The sequence below is a fragment of the Nocardioides sp. genome (genome assembly GCA_037045645.1).
Taxonomy (GTDB): Bacteria; Actinomycetota; Actinomycetes; order Propionibacteriales; family Nocardioidaceae; genus Nocardioides.
This window is the reverse complement of sequence record JBAOIH010000001.1, coordinates 2,091,716-2,113,608: the sequence shown is the minus strand read 5'-3', so window position 1 is coordinate 2,113,608 and position 21,893 is coordinate 2,091,716. Positions and strand designations below refer to the sequence as shown.

The following is a 21,893-nucleotide window of genomic DNA, read 5'->3' as shown; positions in this document are numbered from 1 at the left end:
GCTAGTGCCGCGTGTCGTAAGTTCCTAGATAGTTGGGATCTGAAATCATGAGGCATGGCGAATCGTCCTGCTCCTGCATTGGTTCTGCGTCCAGGCGATCGCGAGGAGCTTGAGCGGTGGGCCCGGGCTTCGACGGTGCCGGCGTCGGCGGCGAAGCGGGCGCGGATCGTGTTGCTCGCGGCCGACGGGGTGGCGAATACGCGGATCGCGGAGTTGGTCGGTGCGACGGTGACCACGGTGCTGGGCTGGCGGGATCGCTACCAGTCCAAGGGACTGGCGGGGCTGGCAGATGCTCCGCGTTCGGGACGTCCGCGGGGAGCTCGATCACCGGGCGATCGTGGCCGAGACGTTGAAGCCGCCACCGAAGAAACTCGGTGTCACGCACTGGTCCACCCGGCTGCTGGCCAACCGGCTGAAGATCTCCCACAAGTCGGTCGCCCGAGCCTGGTCGGCCTACGGCGTCAAGCCGTGGAAGGCGGAGTCGTTCCGGTTCTCCACCGACCCCGAGCTGGTCGGGAAGGTGACCGACATCTGCGGGCTGTACCTGGCGCCGCCGGAGAACGCGATCGTGCTGTGCGTGGACGAGAAGTCCCAGATCCAGGCGCTGGACAGGACGGTCCCGATCTTGCCGATGCAACCGGGCAAGGTCGAGCGCAGGTCGCACGACTACTACCGGCATGGCACCACCACGCTGTTCGCAGCGCTCGACATCGCGACCGGGCAGGTCACCGCGGCGCTCAAGCCGCGCCATCGTCATCAAGAGTTCTTGGCGTTCCTCAAGCAGATCGAGCGGGCCTACCGCGACGTCCGCGACGCCGACGGGCAGCCGGTCGAGCTGCACTTGGTGATGGACAACTACGCCGCGCACAAGCACCTGAACGTGAAGACCTGGCTGGCCGACAACCCGCGCTTCGTCGTGCACTTCACCCCGACCCATGCCTCCTGGATGAACCTGGTCGAGGTCTGGTTCGGCATCGTCGAGCGGCAGGCGATCCGCCGCGGGGTGTTCAAGTCGGTCAAGGACCTCAACGCCAAGATCCGCGCCTTCATCGACGGCTGGCACGAAAGAGCGCATCCGTTCGTGTGGACCAAGACCGCCGATCAGATCCTGGCGAAGGCCAACCGTCCAACAACTTCAAATCCGCGGCACTAGCGCACGAGGACCAGTCGCGTGATGTCCAACTCCAGCGGGGTCGGTGGCTCTAATCTCGCAGGCGGGGATGGGGCCCGGCTGCGATGTCGGTGGCCTGTCGGAGTCCGCACCTCGACCTCGTGGGGGTCGGTCAGGTCACCGGGCACCACCTGGTGCTGCCATCCCGGGGACTCCTTGGCGTAGTTGCATCCCGCGCACAGGCCCTGACCGTTGACATCGGTGGTCTTGCCGCCTTGCGCGCGCGAGACTATGTGGTCCTTGTGCCGGATGGGGGCGTTGCAATAGGGCGTACGGCACTCTCGGTCGCGCAGGGCGATGAACTCTCCGAGACTGTGTTGATAGAGGCTTGAGCGGCTTTCCATCGCCACGATCGCTCCATCGCCGGGTGCTTGGAAGAGTCGCTGGATGCTGGAGGTCAGGGCGTTGACGCCATGCGCGACCAGCCGGCGTGCCACCGACGCTGGGATGAACCCCGACCCCATCAGATAGCCCGGCTCCGTGCATTCGCCGAGCAACGTCTCGGCACCAACGAGGAGTTTGAGTGCCACGGGCACGCGGCGGGTGAACAAGGAGCCGCCGAGACGTTCGACGAAGAGGTCGGCCATCACCTGTGTCCGCGTCCGCTGTTCGGCGTCGGAGCGGGCATCGTCAGCCAACTCAGCATCAGCGGACTCCCGAAGCGACTCCATGATCGCGGGGACGCTCAAGGAGTCGACAATGGCACTGATCTGGCTCACGCCGTCACGCAGCGGGCGGGTCGTGACATGACGCTGGGAGAGGGCTCGCTCACGCCGCGCTAGGTAGCCCTCTTCGTCGAGCTTGATCGCCAGACGCCGGGTGGAGTTGCGCAACTCCGCGTTGCCGACTCCGTCAAAGGTGCCGTCGTACTGCTCATGCAGCATCCGGTCGGTTTGCCGGCGCAACTCGTGGCGGAGATGGCTGGTCTCGGTGGCAATGATCTCCGCGCGTCGCTCGTTGAGGTGGCCGCGTTCGAGCGCGGCGAGCGTCAGCGGCAGGTCGTGCAGGAGTGCGCGCGCCACGTTGAGCTCGCGCCGGCCCTCGTAAGGCGACTCGCGCCGGGCCAGGCCAATCTCGCGACCTGTGCTCGCGTCGGGATTGGGCGTCCGGCGGGGGAGCGCGGGGTCATCGCGGAGCTGGCGCTCGTCATGCTCGTGCTGGCGGATGTCATGAAGGTCGAGGGTCAGTCTCGCCTGCTTCGCTGCGATGCTCGCCTTGAGCCGCTCCAACTCATCGATCTGATCCACTAGGTCGCGCGCCCGATGGCCGGGAGCGACCGCCGTGACTTCCAGGCGCAGCATCGCGATGTCGAGCGCGGCCTCGGTGACTGGCCGTGATCGGCGGTGCTGCGCCTGGAGTCTGGTGAACATGCGTTCGACTCTATGACTGACCACCGACATTTGTGGTGACACCAGAGCGGCCTGTGGAAAGCGCACGTTTTCGACGCGCCTGTGGAGAGTAAGTGGCGTTTTCACCCGAAACCAGCGGCCGAGGGCGCCCGTTAGGCCGACTTGAAGCGCGAGTCCATATGCCACTCCAGGAACTCGCGGTTGGGCTGATCTGCCGCCCGGGTTGGGAGCACAGCCAGCTCAAGGTGGTTGCGGTCATAGAACTCCTGGCCATTGCCGAAGTCATCGCGCAGGCGCTTGCTCACGCGCAGTCGATGATCGGTGTCGATGCCCAGATAGCCAGCGTCGAAGAGACGATGGACATCCGTGCGCAATAGGAGTCCGTTATCCAAGCGGTGCTCCCCGCCATCCTCGATCGCCTTGATGTGCGCCGCATCCAACGTGAGCGTCACACGATTGCCCGTGATCGCGCACCGGTTGGTGTAGTTGGAAGCCACTCGCACTCGGAACTCGCCCTGCCCCAGACGGTGCCGCCGCGTGGTTTCGCGCAGTTCGCTCATGGTGGCGCCCCCGATCCACGACACCAGATCAGGATCGGCGTCAGGGCGGACATCGGCGCCGGCGTTGCGGGCGAGGTAGTCGAACGAAGCCTCGACTTGGGCCCAGCCCACGTCGACGGGTGAGTACTTGCGTCCGCGCGTAGCTCCGGCTGCCCGGTAGTCCACCGGTGGCTGTACGCGTCCCTCATCCGGGGCGAAGAAGGCTCCGTGCAGGATCACGCAGCCGATCTCGGGGTCGGGGGAGTCCGGGTGACCGTGCCTGCGTCGGTAGTGATTCACCGCGTCCAGCAACTCGCGTGAGGAAGCCACGCCGTTGCCCTCCCCAAACGCGCGCCAGGCCATCGAGACGGTTGCTTTCGTGAAGTGGCTGAACAGTCCACCGCCGATGAGTTGACCGCCATCGGCCTCCTTGGCCTTGAACAGGAACCTTTGATTGCGTTCCAAGCTCTTGAAGGACGCGCCCGAAGGCGTCCAGAAGTTCACCTCGGTCAGGTGAGGCCGGGCGCGCAGGAAGGCTGACCACTTCCGGTCAGTGGGATAGACGTACGCCCGGTCCGCGTCGGCCATGACCGAACGCTAAGGCGAGAAGCTATTTAGGTCCGCTCAACTGATTGGGCAGGTCCGGCTGCGCTTGTCGGTGGGCCATGACAGGGTGAACCCAAACCCAACACGTTGGGTGTCTCGCGCTGCGCTCGCAATTCGGTGGTGGCGCGTTCATGTGGTTCCAGAAGCCCAACAAGTTGGGTGAAAGCGAGGCAAAGGCGTGGCGCCGAAGCGCAAGCTGATCGAGGTGGCGTTGCCACTGGAGGTCATCAATCGGGAGTCGGCGCGGGAGAAGTCGATCCGGCACGGCCACCCGTCGACGCTCCATCTGTGGTGGGCCAGGCGACCGCTGGCCGCAGCGCGGGCGGTGCTGTTCGCGCAACTGGTGGATGACCCGAGCAGTCACCCGGACATTTTCGTGGGCGAGGAAGCCCAACGTGTTGAGCGTGAACGACTCCACGGCATCATCGAGCGGCTGGTCGTCTGGGAGAACGTGAGGGACGAGCGGCTGCTGGCCGAGGCTCGCGCCGAGATCATGAAGTCGTGTGACGGCAATCCGCCCGCGATCCTCGATCCGTTCGCCGGCGGCGGCACGATCCCCCTGGAGGCGCAGCGGCTCGGCCTGGAGGCACACGCCTCCGACCTCAACCCGGTCGCGGTCTTGATCAACAAGGCGCTGATCGAGATCCCGCCTAAGTTCCGCGATCAGCCGCCGGTGTTCCCGGGTGCAGCAGGCGAGCGCTCGTCCTGGCAGGGCGCCGAAGGGTTGGCGGCGGACGTACGCGCCTATGGCGCGTGGATGCGCGACGAAGCGCAGCAGCGGATCGGCCACCTCTATCCCGACGCGGACGGGAAAACCGTCATCGCGTGGATCTGGGCGCGAACGGTGACCTGCCCAAACCCGGCCTGCCGGATCGAGATGCCGCTGGTGCGCTCGTGGTGGTTGGGCAAGAAGAAGGGCAAGGAGGCGTACGTCGTCCCGAGCGTGGTGGGCGACTCGAGTCACCCCAGTGGGCTGCGGGTGAAGTTCGAGATCGGGCATGACGTGGCGGCAGCGCCTAGCGCGGACACCGACGGGACGGTGGGGCGCACTGGTGCCGTGTGCGTGAACTGCGACGCTGCCGTGGACCTGAAGTATGTGCGAGCCGAGGCAAAGGCCGGGCGCATGGGTGCTTCTCTGATGGCGACGGTTGCTGAAGGCAATCGCTCGCGGGTCTACCTGGCCCCTGATGACGAGCAACGATCAGCCGCAGAGGTCGCGCGACCTGTGTCGATTCCCCCCGGCGAAATCCCTGATCAGGCACTTGGGTTGCGAATCCAGGCGTACGGATTGCGCCAATGGGCCGACCTGTTCACGCCGCGGCAGTTGACGGCACTCACGACGTTCAGCGACCTGGTGAGCGAGGCCCGGGAGCGGGTGCTCGCCGATGCGCTGGCGAGTGGTTTCGAGGCTCGCTGCGCTCGCACCTCAACCACCGGTGTATCGGTGGTTGAGGAGGGCGAGGAACGAGCCCGTCTCGAAACCAGGGCGGAGCCCGGGGAGCGGCTGGAGGTCGGTGGCTCCGGTGCAGAGGCGTACGCCGACGCGGTGGCGACGTACTTGGGCATGGGCGTCAGCCGACTGGCCGACATCGCAAACGGACTCGCGCGGTGGGAGAACACGAAGACGCAGGTTCGTAACCTGTTCTCGCGCCAAGCAATCCCGATGGTGTGGGACTTCGCCGAGGCGCCGCCATTCGGCAAGGCGGCCGGGTCCTACGAGGTCAGCCTCGGTAGCATCGTCAAGGCGATCAAGGACTCTGGCGGCCCCCTAGCCCGACCTGTTCAAGCGGATGCTTCGAGCAGGAGTTATGCAGGGGTGGTCATCTCCACCGACCCGCCGTACTACGACAACATCGGCTACTCCGACCTCTCCGACTTCTTCTACGTCTGGTTGCGCCGCTCGCTGCGACCCATCCACCCCGAACTGCTCAGCACGCTGCTCGTACCGAAAGCGGAAGAGCTTGTCGCCAACCCCTATCGCCACGACGGCAAGGACGGAGCCAAGGAGTTCTTCGAGGACGGCTTCCGCAGGGTCTTCGCCAGGGCGAGAGGTACTGCGAATCCGGACTACCCGATCACGGTCTGGTATGCGTTCAAGCAGTCCGATTCTGATGCTTCAGGGACTGCATCGTCAGGCTGGGAGACCCTGCTTGAGGGAATGGTTCGTGCAGGCTGGGTGATCACGGCAACCTGGCCCAGCAGGAGCGAACTCGGCAATCGAATGAGAAGTCTTGGCAGTAACGCCCTCGCCTCCTCGATCGTCCTATCCCTCCGCCCCCGCCGCGAGGACGCACCCACGACGGATCGGCGCGGTTTCATCGACGCACTGCAACAAGAACTCCCCGAGGCCCTGCGAGACCTCCAACAAGGCCACATCGCCCCCGTCGACCTGCCGCAGGCGGCAATCGGGCCGGGGATGACGGTGTTCAGCAGGTACGGCGCCGTGCTCGAACCCGACGGCACCAAGATGACCGTCCGATCGGCGCTGGCCCGAATCAACGAGATCCTCGACCAGGTGCTCAACGAGCAGGAGGGCGACTTCGACGCGACCACCCGGTTCGCGGTGGCGTGGTATCGCCAGCACGGCTATGGCGTCGGTGCCTTCGGTGAGGCCGACAACCTGGCGCGGGCACGCAACACGAGCGTGGCGACGATGGACCGCGATGAGATCCTGACCAGCCGCGCGGGCAAGGTGAAGTTGATCAAGCCGTCCGATCTCGACTGGGACTACGACGTGCTGGAGGACGACCACACCTCCACGTGGGAGGCGCTGCACCACACCGTCAAGGTGCTGGAGCGCGACGGCATCGCGCCCGCGGGCGACTTCCTCAACGACGCCACCAGCCGACCCGACGGCGCGGTCGAACTCGACCTCGTCAAGGAGCTCGCGTTCCTGCTGTTCTCACTCGCGGAGAAGAACGGCTGGGCCAAGGACGCGATCAGTTTCAACGGCCTGGCCACCAGTTGGCCCGACATCACCGACGCCATGCGCCGCGCCGACGGCGGCCCCAGCAGCACCCAAGATGCCTTCGACTTCGAGGACGACTGACATGGCACTCTCCAACCGAGACCGCATCGGCCAGATGATCGACGCACTTGCCGAGCCACTGGATTCGTTCATCACTGAGGTGCTCGGATCCGAGATCCCGGAGGGCAAGGACTGGACCTTCCTGGTCGCAGCCAAGGACGCGCGCAACGGCATCTCCGGCAAGAGTTATGAGCGCCTCGACCCGTCACTGCAGTTGCGCATGCTCACCGAGAACATCCCGCATCAACTCAAGCCCGGTTGGTTCCCCTTCGACGGGCAGTTGAGCAAGGTGCACCAGTCGTACGCCAGCGAGTTGCGCGACGTACGCAACGACTGGGCGCACGGCGGGACGTTCAGCGATGACGATGCTTATCGCGCCCTAGATACGGCCGAGCGGCTGCTGGCAGGCGTCAAGCAGGCGGCGGCCGCGGAGAAGGTGCGCGCCATCCGCCTCAACCTGCGTCGGGTCACCTCCGACAAGGCCGACAAGAAGACGTTGCAAGAAGCAGTCGTCAAGACCGAGTCGTCGGGGCTGCGACCCTGGCGCGAAGTGCTGCGGCCCCACGACGACGTCGCGACCGGCAACTTCCACGCCAGTGAGTTCGCGGCCGACCTCTACAAGGTGGCGACCGGCACCGAGGGCGACGCCGACTATGCCGACCCCGTCGAGTTCTTCCGACGTACGTATCTCACCGAAGGCTTGCGCGACTTGATCGGTCGTGCCGTACGCAGACTTAGCGGCGACGCCAATGCGGCTCCGGTCATCAACCTTCAAACCAACTTCGGTGGCGGCAAGACCCACTCGATGCTCGCGTTGTGGCATGTCGCGGCTGGGCTGCCGCTCGGCGATTTCCCGCAGGAGACGCAGGAGCTGCTGGGGGAGAGTGGCTACCCCGGCACACCGGCCAAGCGCGTCGCGATCGTGGGCAACCACTTCTCTCCGGCCGGAGACACCAAGGACGACGGCACGCACGTCAACACGATCTGGGGCGAGCTGGCATGGCAGCTCGGGGGAGCGGAGGCGTACGAGATCGTCGCCAACGCCGACCGCGACCGCACGCCGCCGGGCAAGGCACTGCACGACCTGCTCGCGCAATTTGCCCCTGCCGTGATCCTGATCGACGAGTGGGTGGCGTACGCCCGCTCTCTGGTTGGGCGCGACGATCTGGCCGGGGGCACGTTCGACGACCAGTTCACCTTCGCCCAACAACTGACCGAGGTCGCCAAGGGCACCCCGGGAGTGTTGCTGGCTATCTCTATCCCGGCCAGTGAGGCGGGCCGGACCGGCAACGAAGACGCGGCCGGCAATGCCGAGGAGGTCGGTGGCGCTCACGGTCTCGAAGCACTCAAGCGTCTCCAGAACGTGGTCAGACGAGTCGCGGACCAGTGGCGACCAGCGTCGAGTGCGGAGGCGTACGACATCGTCAAGCAGCGACTCTTCGTGCAGCCCGACGCCGCTCAGATCGCCAGCATCAACCAGACGGCCCGCGCGTTCGTGGAGATGTATCGCAAGCACACCGGCGACTTCCCCAGCACCAGCCGTGACGCGGCGTACGAAGACCGCATCAAGCGCAGTTATCCGATCCACCCCGAGCTTTTCGACACGCTCTATGAGGAGTGGTCGTCACTGGAGCGGTTCCAACGTACGAGAGGCGTGCTGCGGCTCATGAGCACGGTCATCCACGCGCTCTGGCTTGGGGAGGACTCCTCGCCGTTGATCATGCCCGCATCCATCCCGCTGGCGCACGGCAAGGTCAATCCCGAGTTGGTGCAATACCTGCCAGACCAATGGAAGAGCGTCATCGACGCCGACGTCGACGGCCCCAACTCCCAGCCCGCGCAGATCGACCAGAGCCGCCCGACGTTCGGTCAGCGGGCCTTGACCAAGCGGCTGGCGCGCACGGTATTCTTCGGGGCCGCGCCGACCATCGGGTCATCGCACAAGGGCATCGAGACCCAGCGGGTCTTCCTGGGCACGGCCGTCCCCGGCGACATCCCGGGCAACTTCCACTCGGCCCTCAATGCGCTGGCGGATCGGGCGACGTACTTCTATTCCGGTCAGGGCAAGTATTGGTACGACCTCCAGGCCAACATCACGCGCACTGCCAAGGACCAAGCCGAGCGGTTGCACCGCGAGGACGTCTGGGCTGAGATCGCGAGCCGGCTCTCGGGCCAGAGCAAGACTCGCGGTGACTTCGTCGGCGTGCACGTGTGCCCCGACGACAGCGGCGACATCCCGGACACGGACGAAGCGCGGTTGGTGATCTTGCATCCCAAGGTCTCGCACAAGCGTCGTACGCCCGACTCCGAAGCCATGAAGTTCGCGCGCGCGGCCACTGAGCACAAGGGTTCGGCCAATCGCGTCAACCGCAACATGCTGGTCTTCCTGGCTGCGGACGAAGACCGGTTGGGGGAGCTGGATAACGCGGTGCGCGACTACCTCGGGTGGACCCACGTGTTGGAGAACGAGGCCGAACTCGACCTCAGCGTGAACCAGAAGAATCAGGCGACCCAGCGCCGCGCCCAGGCGGACGAGACGATTGCGTCGCGCCTGTTGCAGACCTTCATCTGGGCGCTGGTGCCCGAACAGCCCGACCCGACTTCGCCGTTCACCATCCGCGAGGTCAAGGTGGAGGGCCAGAGCCCGGCCGTGGCCGAGCGGGTGTCGCGCAAACTCGGCAATGACGGTGTGCTCGCGACTCGTCAGGCCGCCAACAACATTCGGCTGGCGATTCAGCGTGTGCCCCAGATCTGGGCCGACGGGCACGTGTCGTTGGGCGCGCTGTGGACGCTCTTCGGCACCTATCCCTACATGCCCCGGCTGCGGGACCGGAAGGTGCTCGACGACGGAGTGCTGGACATGCCGCTGCTCTGGCAGACCGACGCGTTCGCGCTGGCGAACTCGTATGACGCCTCTGCTGGACGCTACGTCGGGCTGTGGACGCCCTCGACCGGAACGTCCGCACCTGCGATCACCGACGCACTGCTGCTCGTACGCCCCGATGCGGCACAGCGCCAACTGGAGTCCGAGACAGCCCAGGTTGCCGAGGCGCCCACGCAGTCGTTGTCACCCGCCGGTGAGCGGTTCGTGGAGGATCCGGAGCACCCCGGGGTCCATCACCGCAAGACCAAGGATCGCTTCTTCGGCTCCAAGGAACTCAATGCCGAGCGCTACGCAGTCGACTTCAAGAACATCGCCGACGAAGTGATCTCGCACCTGGTGGCGTCGGGTGCCCACGTGTCCGTACGCGTCGAGATCGAGGCCGATCATCCGAGCGGCTTCGACGACGCCAAGATCCGTACGATCTCGGAGAACGCCAACACCTTGAAGTTTGACCAGTCCGGCTTCGAGGAGGGTTAACATTTCGCCATGCGTACCCGTCTTGCTGCTCTCCTTTGCACCGTCGCCCTCGGCGGCGCGCTGATCGCCCCCGCCGCGCAGGCGCTGCCCGTACGCGAGCGATCCGCCGCCACCTGCACCGCCCTGAATGGTGCCGAGACCAGCGGCGCCCAGGTCGACACGGTCGCGCTGGCGATGTGTGTCGCCCAGGCGGTCAAGGACGCGAAGTCGGTGCGGGCCACATTGACCGGCACGCTCAAGGCCACGGCCTGGGTGTCGTACGCCGATGGCCTCAAGGCCTTCGCCAAGTTGCCCAAGGGCGTCCGTGTCCTGGTCCTGCCCAACGCGGCCTACTACAAGGTGCCCGGCAAGACGAAGGGCTGGGACAAGATCAGCGACGAGCAGCGCAACCAGATCGTCGAGCAGGTGAAAGCGGCGATCGAGCAGATCAAGGGCGGCCTGTCCAACCCCGCCGTGCTCGCCGCTCTCCAGCCGTGCGCCTCGATGACGAGCGCCGGTGCGGTCAAGGGCGGAGTGGCGCTCTCCTGCCCGACCGCGCTGACGATCCCGGTGATGGGCATGCAGCTCACGGTCGACAAGTTCGCGGCCGTGGTTGACCCGGAGACGAGTCTGCCGGCGCGTGTCGAGATCAAGGCAGGCGTCGCGAGCTTCTCGATCGACGAGCAGGTCAAACTCGGCGACTGGGGCAAGAAGTTCCCGTTCGCCAAGTTCAAGAAGAAGGCCAAGCGCGGCTGACTCTCCCCGGGCGCGGCTCACGCTCTCCGCTACCGCTGCGAGCGCTCCGCTACCGCTGCGAGCGTTCCCCGCTGTCCTGAATTGGCGGCTCACGCTCTCCGCTACCGCTGCGAGCGCTCCCCGCCGGGCACCCACAGGACGTCCCCGACCGCCCGGTTCGCATACCGCGCCAGGATGAACAGCAGGTCGGAGAGCCGGTTCAGATACTTCACCGCCAGCGGGTTCACGGTCTCGCCGTGCTCCTCGACGGCTGCCCACGCGGAGCGCTCCGCGCGGCGTACGACCGTACGACTCACGTGCAGGTGCGCGGCGCCGACGGTGCCACCGTTGAGAATGAACGAGCGCAACTTCGGCAGATGCTCGTTGTAGTGGTCGCACCAACCCTCAAGCCGGTCGATGTAATCCTGCTCGACGCGCAGCGGGGGGAACTCGGGTTCCGCCACGACCGGCGTGGACAGGTCAGCACCGACGTCGAAGAGTTCGTTCTGGATCCGCTGGAGGATCGCCGCGACGTCGTCCTCCAACGAGCCCACCGCCAAAGCCACTCCGATCGACGCATTCGCCTCGTCCACGTCGGCGTACGCAGCCAACCGCGGATCGGTCTTGCGGGTCTGGCTCATGTCGCCGAGCCGAGTGCTGCCATCGTCGCCAGTGCGGGTATAGATCCGCGTCAGATTGACCATGGGGCCACCGTACGGCCCTGCCCACCGAACGCACACGTGACAACAAAGTTGCCAGGACACACCGCTAGGGAGGCAACCGAATGGACGTGACACGCGTCATAGTGAGTGACAGCGCAAGCAAATGTGATCTTCCCCCACATTCATTCCGCCGATTCGGGTCGGCAGGAGCGAGGCGACGTATGGAAATCCTGACCGACGGATCCACTTTGGTCCTCTCGGGCGACTTCGACGTGCGCAGCACCCTTGAGGTGCGCACCGCGATCTACGACCTGCTCGAAGGCTCGGACCGCGACGTCGTGATCGACATGACCGACGTGACCAACATCGACATCACCGCGATCCGGGTGCTGGCCGTGGCCACGCGCCAGGCCGTACGCGCGGGTCGCCGCCTGACCTTGCGCGGGTGCTGCCCGTCCGTACGCCGTCTGATGCACATCGCCCATCTCGCGCGCTCGGTCGACATGGAGCGGCGCATCGCCACCGCCTGACCTTGTGGAGAACCCCACATGCCGAGCCGATGACCGACCGGTAACCGAGCGCCTACGCTCGCTCCATGGAGCAGAGCCCCGAGCGCAGTGCCACCCGACCCGTCAAAGATCGCCCCTGGGTGATGCGGACGTACGCCGGTCACTCGACCGCTGCGGCCTCCAATGCGCTCTATCGCACCAACCTGGCCAAGGGGCAGACCGGGCTGAGTGTGGCGTTCGATCTGCCCACCCAGACCGGCTATGACCCCGACTCGCCGCTGAGTCGCGGCGAGGTCGGCAAGGTCGGCGTCCCGATCCCGCACCTGGGCGAGATGCGCCGCCTGTTCGAGGACATCCCGCTGGTGGAGATGAACACCTCGATGACGATCAACGCCACCGCGATGTGGCTGTTGGCGCTCTATCAGGTGGTCGCCGAGGAGCAGAACCCCGAGCAGGGCCCCAGCGACGTCGCGCACCAACTCGCCGGCACGACGCAGAACGACATCATCAAGGAATACCTCTCCCGCGGGACGTACGTCTTCCCGCCCGAGCACTCGCTGCGCCTGACGGCCGACACCATCGCCTACACGGTCAACGAGATCCCCAAGTGGAACCCGATCAACATCTGCTCCTACCACCTGCAGGAGGCGGGCGCGACGCCGCAGCAGGAGCTCGCGTACGCCCTGTGCACCGCGATCGCCGTGCTCGACCAGGTCAAGAACTCCGGGCAGGTCGCCGCTGAGGACTTCGAGAAGGTCGTCGGCCGCATCTCGTTCTTCGTCAACGCGGGCGTGCGCTTCATCGAGGAGACCTGCAAGATGCGCGCCTTCGTCCAATTGTGGGACGAGATCACCCGAGAGCGATATGGCGTGCAAGACGAAAAGATGCGTCGCTTCCGCTACGGCGTGCAGGTCAACTCGCTCGGCCTCACCGAAGCTCAGCCGGAGAACAACGTGCAGCGCATCGTGTTGGAGATGCTCGGTGTCACGCTGAGCAAGAACGCACGTGCTCGCGCTGTCCAGCTTCCTGCGTGGAACGAGGCGCTCGGCCTCCCGAGGCCGTGGGACCAGCAGTGGTCGCTGCGGCTGCAGCAGGTGCTGGCGTACGAATCGGACCTGCTGGAGTACGACGACATCTTCGAGGGCTCGGTCGTGATCGAGGCCAAGGTTGCCGACCTGGTGGCCGGCGCTCGCGCCGAGATGGACCGGGTCCAGGCGATGGGCGGCGCGATCGCGGCCGTCGAATCCGGCTACATGAAGTCCGAGCTCGTGTCGGCCCACGCTGCTCGCCGCGGTCGCATCGAGGCCGGTGACGAGATCATCGTCGGCGTCAACAAGTTCGAGACCACGGAGCAGTCGCCGCTGACCGCCGACCTGGACGCCGCGATCCAGACTGCGGACCCGGAGGCCGACAAGGCGGCTCGTGAGTCCGTGGACGCGTGGAAGGCCCAGCGCGACGAGGGGGAGGTCGCCACGGCGCTGGCCGATCTCGCCGCTGCCGCGAAGACCGATGCCAACCTGATGGAGGCGACCCTGGCCGCCGCTCGCGCGGGCGCGACGACGGGGGAGTGGGCCGGTACGCTGCGCGAGGTGTTCGGTGAATATCGCGCCCCGACGGGTGTCTCTGACGCGGTCGGCGTGGCCGAGGCTGGCGCCGAGTTGAGCACCGTACGCGAACGGGTGCAGCAGACCGGCGACGAACTCGGCGGGCGGCTGCGGCTGCTGGTGGGCAAGCCGGGCCTCGACGGACACTCCAACGGCGCCGAGCAGGTGGCCGTACGCGCGCGTGACGCGGGCTTCGAGGTCATCTACCAGGGCATCCGGTTGACGCCCGAGCAGATCGTGGCGGCGGCCATCGCCGAGGACGTGCACTGCGTCGGATTGTCGATCCTGTCGGGCTCCCACATGGAGTTGGTTCCGTCAGTGCTCGACGGCCTGCGCGACGCGGGCGTCGATGACGTGCCGGTCATCGTGGGCGGGATCATCCCCGATTCCGATGCGCGCAGGCTCAAGGAACTCGGCGTCGCCGCGGTCTACACCCCCAAGGACTTCGGCCTCACCGAGATCATGGGCGGCATCGTCGACGTGATCCGCAAGGCCCACGATCTCAGCTGACGGTTTAGGTTAGGCAAGCCTAAAACCCTCCTGCTAGGGTTTCGGCTCGTGGGCAAGTCCAAGAAGGTCGCGAAGCTTCCGAAGGTGAAGTGCTGCGTGTCGAAGAAGCGCTGCGACCGCTGCCCCATCCAGATGCTCAAGGAGGGCACGCTCCCGTCCGGCTACACCGTCAAGAAGCGTGCACTCGTGCGCGTCGACGGCAAGAAGGTCTCGAAGAAGCGCCTCAAGAAGGCCGCGTAATCGCGGACGTGGGGTTGTGGGATCGTAGACCCGGGAACACCAGATCAACTGAGGAGTACGCAGGTGCCTGCCGAACGTTTCGTCACTCAACTCAACGAGCAGATCGGCAACGAGCTCGCCGCGCACAATCAGTACGTCGCCTGCGCGATCTACTTCGACGCCCAGACGTTGCCCCAGACAGCCGACTTCTTCTATCGCCAGGCGATGGAGGAGCGCGACCACGCGATGATGATGGTGCGCTACCTCCTCGACACCGACGCCGAGGCGAAGATCCCGGCGATCGAGGCCGCGATCAACGACTTCGACTCCGTGCTCGCTCCGGTCGAACTCGCGCTGGAGCAGGAAAAGCGGGTTACCGAGCAGATCAACGCCCTGCTCAAGACCGCCCGCGAGGAGGGTGACTTCGCCTCCGAACAGTTCATGCAGTGGTTCGTCAAGGAGCAGGTCGAAGAAGTCGCCACGATGAGCGACCTGGTCACTGTCGTGAGCCGCAACCTCGACAACCTCGAGCGCCTGGAGGAGTACGTCGCGCGCGAGCAGGGAGCCGAGGGCGCCGACCCGACCGCGCCGCCGATCGCCGGCGCCTGAGCCCTGATCACGCACCGCCATGAGCGACCTCCAGTGCCCCGCCCGGCTGATCGTGGCGCGGCACGCGGAGGCGGCGTACGAGTCCCACGACCTCGTCGACCAGGGTGGCAGCCTGACGCCGACCGGGCGCGAGCAGTCTCGCGCCTTGGGGGACTCGTTGCGCGGCGAACGGATCGCGCACGTGTACGCCAGTTCGTACTCCCGGGCCGTGCAGACCGGCGAGATCGCAGCCGCCGCATTGGGCGTGGGCGTCACGGTCCGTGAGGGCTTGCTCGAGGTCTCGGTCGGTGACTACGCCGGGCTCCCGAGTGAGCCCGACCCCATTCGACCGATCTTCGCTCAGTGGGCCGACGGGGATCTCGACGCTCGCATCCCCGGCGCCGAGAACGGCCACGAAGTGATCTCGCGGCTGGGGGACACCCTGGACGAGATCGCGGACCTGCACCGCGGCGAAGCCGTCCTCGTGATCAGCCACGGCGGCGTGATGTGCGCGGCGCTGCCCGCCTTGGCGCGCAATATGCGCATCCGCGACATCGAGGGCCAGCATCTGGCCAACACTGCGTACGCCCGCTTCGAGCGCGACGGCGACGGTTGGCTCGCGCTGGAGTGGCCGGGGCTGGATCTCTAGGCCGACCTCGGGCGCTTGGTCCAGGCGTACGTCACCAAAGCCACCAGCAGCACTCCGAGCACGGCCCCGACGAACGGCCCCCACTCCCAATCGGTCCGGCGACCCAGCGCGCCCCCGGCGAAGCCGGCCAGCATCGCGACCATCGCCACGGCTACGCGGACGAACATCTCCTTGACGAAGAGTGAGGTGAAGCTCTCCGTGCCGCCCTTGCGGTTGAGCGGTGAGACGCGGATGACGGCGTCGGTGTTGAGCGGGCCATAGATGTGGGGGTACGTGTCGTCGTCAACCTGGTCCTCACGCAGTTCGGACTTCAACCGCGCAGGGTCGATCGTGAGCAGCACCAGCGGCTCGTGGACCGTGCGATAGAACCTCTTGAACGTCGGCTCGACCTGCTCGCGCCGCGACGCGTGGATGAAGCCCTCCTCGGCCAGGGTCCGGCCGAGTGTGGAGATCTCGTACGACTTGCTGGCTCGCGCCTGCTGCCAATCAGACTGCTTGGCGATGTGGAAGATGTGCATCAGAAGAGCCTGTCTGTCGGGTCGTCGAGTCCGCGCAGGGCGTCGTAGTCGACCACCGCGCAGGCGATGCCGCGATCGGTGGCGAGCACGCGCGCCTGCGGCTTGATCTCCTGCGCAGCGAAGATCCCGCGTACAGGCCCCTTGGCCGACAGCAGGGGGTCGCGGTTGAGCAGCTCTAGGTAGCGGGTGAGTTGCTCCACGCCGTCGATCTCCCCGCGGCGCTTGATCTCCACGGCCACGGAGAGTCCGGCCGCGTCGCGACACATCAGGTCGACGGGCCCGATCGCGGTCATGAACTCCCGGCGTACGAGCGTGAGCCCGTCCGACAGCGTGGCCGGATGGGCGGCCAGCAGCTCCTGCAGGTGTTTCTCGACGCCGTCCTTGACGAGACCGGGGTCGATCCCCAGATCGTGGGCCGAGTCGTGATGGATCTCCTCGATCAGGATCCGCAGCGTGTCGTCGGTCTTGGGGTTGGTGACCGTCCACTCGATCATCTCGCGCGAGTCGTCGGCCGGGTCGGTGCTGACGCTCTCGCGCAACTGGCACGGCGGCGACATCCAGTTCAGCGGCTTGTACGACCCGCCGTCGCTGTGCACCAGAACGGAGCCGTCGGCCTTGATCATCAGCACCCGCGTCGCCATCGGCAGATGGGCAGTCAGCCGTCCGGCGTAGTCCACCTGACAGGTCGCCACCACGAGTCTCACGAACGGGGAGGTTACCGTTCCGGTCGTGCTCGACCTCAATATCCGCCCGGCCCGGACCCGCGACCTTGCGCACCTCGGTGCGATCGAGGACTCCGGCCTGCCCCTCTTCGAGTCTGCGCTCGGTGATCTCACGGGCACGGCGCTGGCAGCCAAGGCGGACTGCGGACAGGAGCGTGCCGAGAAGCCGGGCTTCATCCTGGTCGCCGGGGACCCGCCGATCGGCTTCGCTCACGTGCTGCTCATCGACGGGCAGGCGCACCTGGAGCAGTTGTCCGTACACCCCGAGCACGGGCGTCAAGGCATCGGTGGCGCGCTGATCGAGGCAGTCTGCGAACGCCTTGCCGCCAAGGGCTTCGGCGCGGTGACGTTGATGACGTACGCCGACCTGGCCTGGAACGGTCCCTTCTACGCCAAACACGGCTTCGTCGAGGTGCCACCCGAAGACCCGCGTACGGCCCTGCAACTGCGGGCGGTTCAGCGCGAGCAGGAGCTCGGACTGGGCCGGTTCGGGAGACGGATCCTGATGCGGAGGCCGCTGCGCCAGCATCGCACCACGGCCGAGCTCACCGACTTCCTGAGCACCCTTGACGCGACGCCCAAGGACGCGGGCACGTTGCGCTTGGTGCTGCGGCGCCCGGCGGAGGGTGAGCGTGAGGTGCTCGACGTCGCGCAACTCGACGTGAGGGTGGGCGTCGTCGGCGACAACTGGATCGACCGCCCGAGCAGTCGTACGCCTGACAACACCGCGCACCCCGACATGCAACTCAACGTGATGAGCCACCCGATGGTCCAGTTCCTGGCCCAAGACCGCGAACGCGAACCGTTGGCCGGCGACCAGCTCTATCTCGACCTCGACCTCTCGCACGACAACCTGCCGGCGGGCACCCGGCTGGAGATCGGAGCCGACGCCGTGATCGAGGTGACCGCGCAGCCCCACACGGGCTGCGCGAAGTTCATCGCCCGCTTCGGCAAGGACGCGATGGCCTTCGTGAACGGACCCGAAGGCAAGCCGAGACGGCTGCGCGGGTTGTGCGCCAAGGTGGTCGAGGAGGGTGCGATCCGCGTAGGCGACCGAGTGGTCGTCCAGCGCCCCTGAGCAAACTGCGCACGCGTGAAATTTCCCACGGCCAAGTTACCCGCCGGTCATGCGAAAATGCGCCCATGAGTGAGACCTCGCGCGAATTCACGACCATCGGCGTCATCGGACTGGGCACCATGGGTGCCGGCATCGCGGAGGTGTTCGCACGCCACGGCTTCTCCGTCATCGGGGTCGAGCTCAACGAGTCGGGCGTGGAGCGGGGCCGCCAGCACCTCGACGCGTCCACGGGCCGCGCTGTCAAGCGCGAGAAGATCACCGCAGCCGAGCAGGCCGAGATCCTGGGCCGGATCAGCTTCGCCACCGATCTGGACGCACTCAAGGACGCCGACTTCGTGGTCGAGGCCGTCGTGGAGTCGCTGGACGTGAAGAAGGACATCTTCCGGCGCCTCGACCAGATCGTCTCGCCCGAGGCGATCTTGGCGACCAACACCTCGTCGCTGTCGGTTACCGAGATCTCGACCGCCAACTCCAAGCCCGGTCGTGTCATCGGCGTGCACTTCTTCAACCCCGCTCCGGTGCAGAACCTCGTCGAGATCATCCGTACGGTCGTCACCGAGCCCGGGGTGCTGGCCGACGTCCAGGCTCTCGTGGGTCGCCTGGGCAAGAACCCGGTCGTGTGCGGCGACAAGGCGGGCTTCATCGCCAACACCCTGCTCTTCGGCTACCTCAACCACGCGGTGTCGATGTACGAGGGCAAGTACGCCACCCGCGAGGACATCGACGCCGCTATGCGCTTCGGCTGCGGCTACCCGATGGGCCCGCTCGCGCTGCTGGACCTGATCGGTCTCGACACGGCGTACGAGATCCTCGACACGATGTACAAGCAGGGCCGCGACCGCCTGCACGCTCCCGCGCCGTTGCTCAAGCAGTACGTCACCGCGGGCCTGCTCGGTCGCAAGTCCGGCCGTGGCTTCTACACCTACGCCGAGCCCGACAGCAACCAGGTCGTCGCCGATGCCCAGACCCCGAGCGCGGACGACGCGCCGCAACTCAAGCACGACATCAAACTGGTCGGCGTCGTCGGCACCGGGACGATGGCCAGTGGCATCGTCGAGGTGTTCGCCAAGTCCGGCTTCAACGTGCTGTTCGTCGGTCGTGGTCAGGACAAGGTCGACGGCGTGCTGGCCACGATCACCAAGAACTTCGACAAGCAGATCCAGCGCGGTCGGGCCACCGAGGAGGCCAAGGCCGAGACCCTGGCCCGCGTCAGTGGCACCACCAGCCTCGACGACCTCAAGGATGTCGACATCGTGGTCGAGGCGATCGCCGAGGACCTCGCGATCAAGACGACGCTGTTCGAAAACCTCGACGAGATCTGCAAGGACGGCGCGATCCTCGCGACCACGACGTCCAGCCTGCCGATCATCTCGATGGCCAAGGTGACCAAACGTCCCCAGGACGTCATCGGCATGCACTTCTTCAACCCGGCGACGATCATGAAACTGGTCGAGGTGGTCTCCACGGTCGCGACCGACGAGGACGTGACCGAGACGGTGCTGGCGCTGTGCGACAAGGTCGGCAAGGTCGCGGTCAAGTGCGGTGACCGCGCCGGCTTCATCGTCAACGCACTGCTCTTCCCCTACCTCAACGACGCGGTGAAGATGCTGGAGGCGCACTACGCCACCGCCGACGACATCGACACGGCCATGAAGCAGGGCTGTGCGCTGCCGATGGGCCCGTTCGAGCTGCTCGACGTGGTCGGCAACGACGTCTCGCTGGCGATCCAGAAGGAGCTCTACCTGGAGTTCCGCGAGCCGGGCTTCTCGCCGGCACCGCTGCTGGAGCACCTGGTCACGGCCGGTTACCTCGGTCGCAAGACCGGGCGCGGGTTCCGCGACTACACCGCTCGCTGACCGCCGCCGCGGTCTAGGCGCGGGCGTTAGGGTTTCCCCATGTGGGAGATTGCCCTGTACGGCGCCGTGATCCTGGGCGGCTTGGGTGCCATCGTCGCCGCGCTGCGCGTCAGCCAGCGCCGCGAAGCGGACAAGAAGGCCGCCGAGCTGGAGCCGGTGAAGAAGCTGGCGTACGAGGACATCACCGCGCTCGGCGTCGAGCTGCAAGACCTCGACCTCGAGTTGGCGGGTCGGCAACTGGATCAGGGCGCCAACGCCGACTACCAGCGCGCGCTGGACTCCTACGAGGCTGCCAAGACCGCGGGCGACTCCATGAACAAGCCCGACGACATCAAGCACGTCACCGAGATCCTCGACGACGGCCGCTATGCGATGGAGTGCGTACGTGCGCGGGTCGCGGGCAGGCCGTTGCCGACTCGTCGGCCGCCCTGCTTCTTCGACCCTCGCCACGGCCTGTCCGTGATGGACGTGCAGTGGGCCCCGGCCGGCGGCACTCCCCGCGACGTCCCCGCGTGCGCGCTGGACGCCGAGCGGGTGCGTGCGGGCGCCGAGCCGGACGTACGCAAGGTGCTCGTCGGGTCGCGGCGAGTGCCCTACTGGCAGGGCGGACCCGCCTACCGGCCGTACGCGTACGGCTACTTCGGCGCGTTCTCGCCGATGGACTGGATGTTCATGGGGCTGATGTTCGGCGCCTTCGACGGTCTCGGCGAGGGGATCGGTGCGATGGCCGAGGGCATCGGCGAAGGGGTCGGTGGCGTGTTCGAGGGGATCGGCGACGGGATCGGCGATGTCTTCGGGGGCATCGGCGACATGTTCGACGGTTTTGACTTCTGACCATGGCCGCCGGGCGCCTGCACGCCACGCATCTGGGGGACCAGGGCCCCCGCTTGGTCTTCTGTCACGGACTCTTCGGCCAGGGCAAGAACTGGACCCAGATCGCCAAGCAGTTCGCCGCTACCCACCGGGTGACGATGCTCGACATGCCCGATCACGGCAGGTCGCCTTGGACTGACGAGTTCGACTACCTGCGAGCGGCCGACCTGGTGGCGGGCGAACTCGCCTCCGACGATCCGGTGAGACTGGTCGGACATTCGATGGGCGGCAAGATCGCCATGCTGGTCGCCTTGGCCTATCCCGAACGCGTGGAGCGGTTGGCTGTGGTCGACGTCAGCTCCGGTGTCCTATCGCTCGCTGGAGGAATTCGGCCGCTTCATCGACGGGATGCTCGCGCTCGACTTCGACACTCTGGAGCGTCGCGAGGAGGCCGACGAGCGCCTACGCGAGGCTGTGCCGGACGACACCGTACGAGCCTTCCTGCTGCAGGATCTGCGTCGCGACGGGTCCGGGTGGCGCTGGCAGCCCAACCTGGTGGTTCTCAGCGAGGGCCTGGAGGCATTGCGGGACTGGCCGGGTGCGGCGATCTCCTCGCTCCCGCCGTACGACGGGCCGACTCTGTGGATCGGCGGCGCCGAGTCGGGTTACGTACGCCCCGTGCACGCCGAGGCGATGTCAGCGCTCTTCCCACGCGTACGCCGGGTCACCGTCAAGGGCGCCGGTCACTGGGTGCATTCGGAGCAGCCCGCCATCTTCACCGAGGTCTTGCGCCGGTTCCTGGACTAGGCGTCGGTTCCGCGCTGACGAGCGCGGTAGGCGGCCACCGCGTGCCGATTGCTGCACGCGGTCGAGCAGAAGAGCTTCGAGCGGTTGCGCGAGAGGTCGAGCACGATGCCCGAGCAGCGCTCGTCCGTGCAGACCGAGAGGCGCCCCATCTCGTCGGCTCGGATCATGTCGACCATCGCCATCGCCGTCTCGGATCGGATCCGGTCGGCCAGGAGGGCGTCGTCGGCGATGGCGTGGATGTGCCAGTCGAGGTCGTCGTGGCGCACCAGACGGGGGAGCGCGGAGGTCTGGGCCAGCCACCTGTTCACGATCCCCACCGCGTCGTCGCGTGAGGAGAGGAGGAGTTCACGCAACTCCGGCCGAAGGGCTCGGATCGCATCCAGGTCGGCGCGCCTGCGGTGGCTCCATCGAGAGAATCCCCATCTGCGGAAGAAGGCGTCGAGTTCTTCGAGGGAGGTCAGCGAGTCCCCCGAGCCGTACGCATCTCCCTGGCCCGAGTTTGCCAAGGCGACAGCACAGAGCAGATTGAGCTCGGTGTCATGGGCAAAAAGCATTTTGACAGATTACTTCAGGCCACCCTAGTTTCGCAT

The 21,893-nt window shown here is 66.5% G+C and carries 18 protein-coding genes and 2 pseudogenes; 14 read left to right on the top strand and 6 right to left on the bottom strand.

From position 1 onward, the window contains the following. Nucleotides 1-54: 54 nt before the first annotated feature. Nucleotides 55-1,153, top strand: a pseudogene (locus V9G04_10470) (IS630 family transposase). On the opposite strand, the gene V9G04_10465 reads toward V9G04_10470, so the two are convergent. Further along, a complete protein-coding gene (locus V9G04_10465; protein ID MEI2713689.1) occupies nt 1,150-2,541 on the bottom strand; it encodes a DUF222 domain-containing protein in 1,392 nt (463 codons plus the stop codon). The pseudogene V9G04_10470 and the gene V9G04_10465 overlap by 4 nt on opposite strands. A gap of 131 nt (nt 2,542-2,672) precedes the next feature. Beyond that, nucleotides 2,673-3,647 (bottom strand): HNH endonuclease, encoded by a 975-nt coding sequence (locus V9G04_10460; protein ID MEI2713688.1) that lies wholly within the window; start codon nt 3,645-3,647, stop codon nt 2,673-2,675. Between the two features lie 196 nt (nt 3,648-3,843). Here V9G04_10460 and V9G04_10455 point away from each other — a divergent pair, with 196 nt between their 5' ends. The 3 genes from V9G04_10455 to V9G04_10445 are packed head-to-tail and all read left to right on the top strand — an operon-like array spanning nt 3,844 to nt 10,789. Then, complete coding sequence (locus V9G04_10455) at nt 3,844-6,714, top strand: DUF1156 domain-containing protein (GenBank protein ID MEI2713687.1); 2,871 nt, start codon at nt 3,844-3,846, stop codon at nt 6,712-6,714. A 1-nt stretch (nt 6,715) separates the two neighbouring features. After that, on the top strand, nt 6,716-10,054 hold the full coding sequence (locus V9G04_10450) for a Swt1 family HEPN domain-containing protein (GenBank protein ID MEI2713686.1): 3,339 nt from the start codon (nt 6,716-6,718) through the stop codon (nt 10,052-10,054). Nucleotides 10,055-10,063: 9 nt separating this feature from the next. After that, nucleotides 10,064-10,789 carry a hypothetical protein gene (locus V9G04_10445; GenBank protein MEI2713685.1) on the top strand — a complete coding sequence of 242 codons (726 nt, stop codon included), beginning with the start codon at nt 10,064-10,066 and terminating at the stop codon, nt 10,787-10,789. 101 nt (nt 10,790-10,890) lie between these two features. Here V9G04_10445 and V9G04_10440 read toward each other — a convergent pair whose 3' ends face one another. After that, entirely contained in the window at nt 10,891-11,472 is a 582-nt protein-coding gene (locus V9G04_10440) for a cob(I)yrinic acid a,c-diamide adenosyltransferase (GenBank protein ID MEI2713684.1), read from the bottom strand. A 179-nt stretch (nt 11,473-11,651) separates the two neighbouring features. Between V9G04_10440 and V9G04_10435 the strand changes: the two genes are divergently transcribed. The 5 genes from V9G04_10435 (at nt 11,652) to V9G04_10415 (ending at nt 15,509) form a co-directional block, all read left to right on the top strand. Then, nucleotides 11,652-11,960: an STAS domain-containing protein gene (locus tag V9G04_10435; GenBank protein ID MEI2713683.1), complete on the top strand. Its 309-nt coding sequence runs from the start codon at nt 11,652-11,654 to the stop codon at nt 11,958-11,960. 65 nt (nt 11,961-12,025) lie between these two features. Continuing rightward, entirely contained in the window at nt 12,026-14,053 is a 2,028-nt protein-coding gene (locus tag V9G04_10430) for a protein meaA (protein MEI2713682.1), read from the top strand. Between the two features lie 48 nt (nt 14,054-14,101). Beyond that, nucleotides 14,102-14,293: a hypothetical protein gene (locus tag V9G04_10425; GenBank protein MEI2713681.1), complete on the top strand. Its 192-nt coding sequence runs from the start codon at nt 14,102-14,104 to the stop codon at nt 14,291-14,293. Nucleotides 14,294-14,356: 63 nt separating this feature from the next. Beyond that, a complete protein-coding gene (locus V9G04_10420) occupies nt 14,357-14,881 on the top strand; it encodes a ferritin (protein ID MEI2713680.1) in 525 nt (174 codons plus the stop codon). 19 nt (nt 14,882-14,900) lie between these two features. Then, the gene (locus tag V9G04_10415; GenBank protein MEI2713679.1) at nt 14,901-15,509 is read left to right on the top strand and encodes a histidine phosphatase family protein; all 609 of its coding nucleotides are present in this window, start codon (nt 14,901-14,903) and stop codon (nt 15,507-15,509) included. On the opposite strand, the gene V9G04_10410 is transcribed toward V9G04_10415, so the two are convergent. Both V9G04_10410 and nucS read right to left on the bottom strand, forming a co-directional pair. After that, nucleotides 15,506-16,027: a DUF952 domain-containing protein gene (locus V9G04_10410; protein MEI2713678.1), complete on the bottom strand. Its 522-nt coding sequence runs from the start codon at nt 16,025-16,027 to the stop codon at nt 15,506-15,508. The two genes, V9G04_10415 and V9G04_10410, sit on opposite strands and share 4 nt — an antisense overlap. Next, the gene (gene nucS, locus V9G04_10405; GenBank protein MEI2713677.1) at nt 16,027-16,731 is read right to left on the bottom strand and encodes an endonuclease NucS; all 705 of its coding nucleotides are present in this window, start codon (nt 16,729-16,731) and stop codon (nt 16,027-16,029) included. The genes V9G04_10410 and nucS overlap by 1 nt, the downstream gene beginning before the upstream one ends. A gap of 25 nt (nt 16,732-16,756) precedes the next feature. Between nucS and V9G04_10400 the strand changes: the two genes are divergently transcribed. The 5 genes and pseudogenes from V9G04_10400 (at nt 16,757) to V9G04_10380 (ending at nt 21,303) form a co-directional block, all read left to right on the top strand. Further along, on the top strand, nt 16,757-17,827 hold the full coding sequence (locus V9G04_10400) for a GNAT family N-acetyltransferase (GenBank protein MEI2713676.1): 1,071 nt from the start codon (nt 16,757-16,759) through the stop codon (nt 17,825-17,827). 65 nt (nt 17,828-17,892) lie between these two features. Next, the gene (locus tag V9G04_10395; GenBank protein ID MEI2713675.1) at nt 17,893-19,683 is read left to right on the top strand and encodes a 3-hydroxybutyryl-CoA dehydrogenase; all 1,791 of its coding nucleotides are present in this window, start codon (nt 17,893-17,895) and stop codon (nt 19,681-19,683) included. Between the two features lie 39 nt (nt 19,684-19,722). Beyond that, nucleotides 19,723-20,517, top strand: a complete 795-nt coding sequence (locus V9G04_10390) for a hypothetical protein (protein ID MEI2713674.1) — start codon at nt 19,723-19,725, stop codon at nt 20,515-20,517. Nucleotides 20,518-20,519: 2 nt separating this feature from the next. After that, nucleotides 20,520-20,792 (top strand): annotated as a pseudogene (locus tag V9G04_10385) (alpha/beta fold hydrolase). 67 nt (nt 20,793-20,859) lie between these two features. Beyond that, on the top strand, nt 20,860-21,303 hold the full coding sequence (locus tag V9G04_10380) for an alpha/beta fold hydrolase (GenBank protein MEI2713673.1): 444 nt from the start codon (nt 20,860-20,862) through the stop codon (nt 21,301-21,303). Here the strand turns inward: V9G04_10380 and V9G04_10375 are convergent. Beyond that, the gene (locus V9G04_10375) at nt 21,300-21,857 is read right to left on the bottom strand and encodes a CGNR zinc finger domain-containing protein (GenBank protein MEI2713672.1); all 558 of its coding nucleotides are present in this window, start codon (nt 21,855-21,857) and stop codon (nt 21,300-21,302) included. The two genes, V9G04_10380 and V9G04_10375, sit on opposite strands and share 4 nt — an antisense overlap. Between the last annotated feature and the right edge of the window lie 36 nt (nt 21,858-21,893).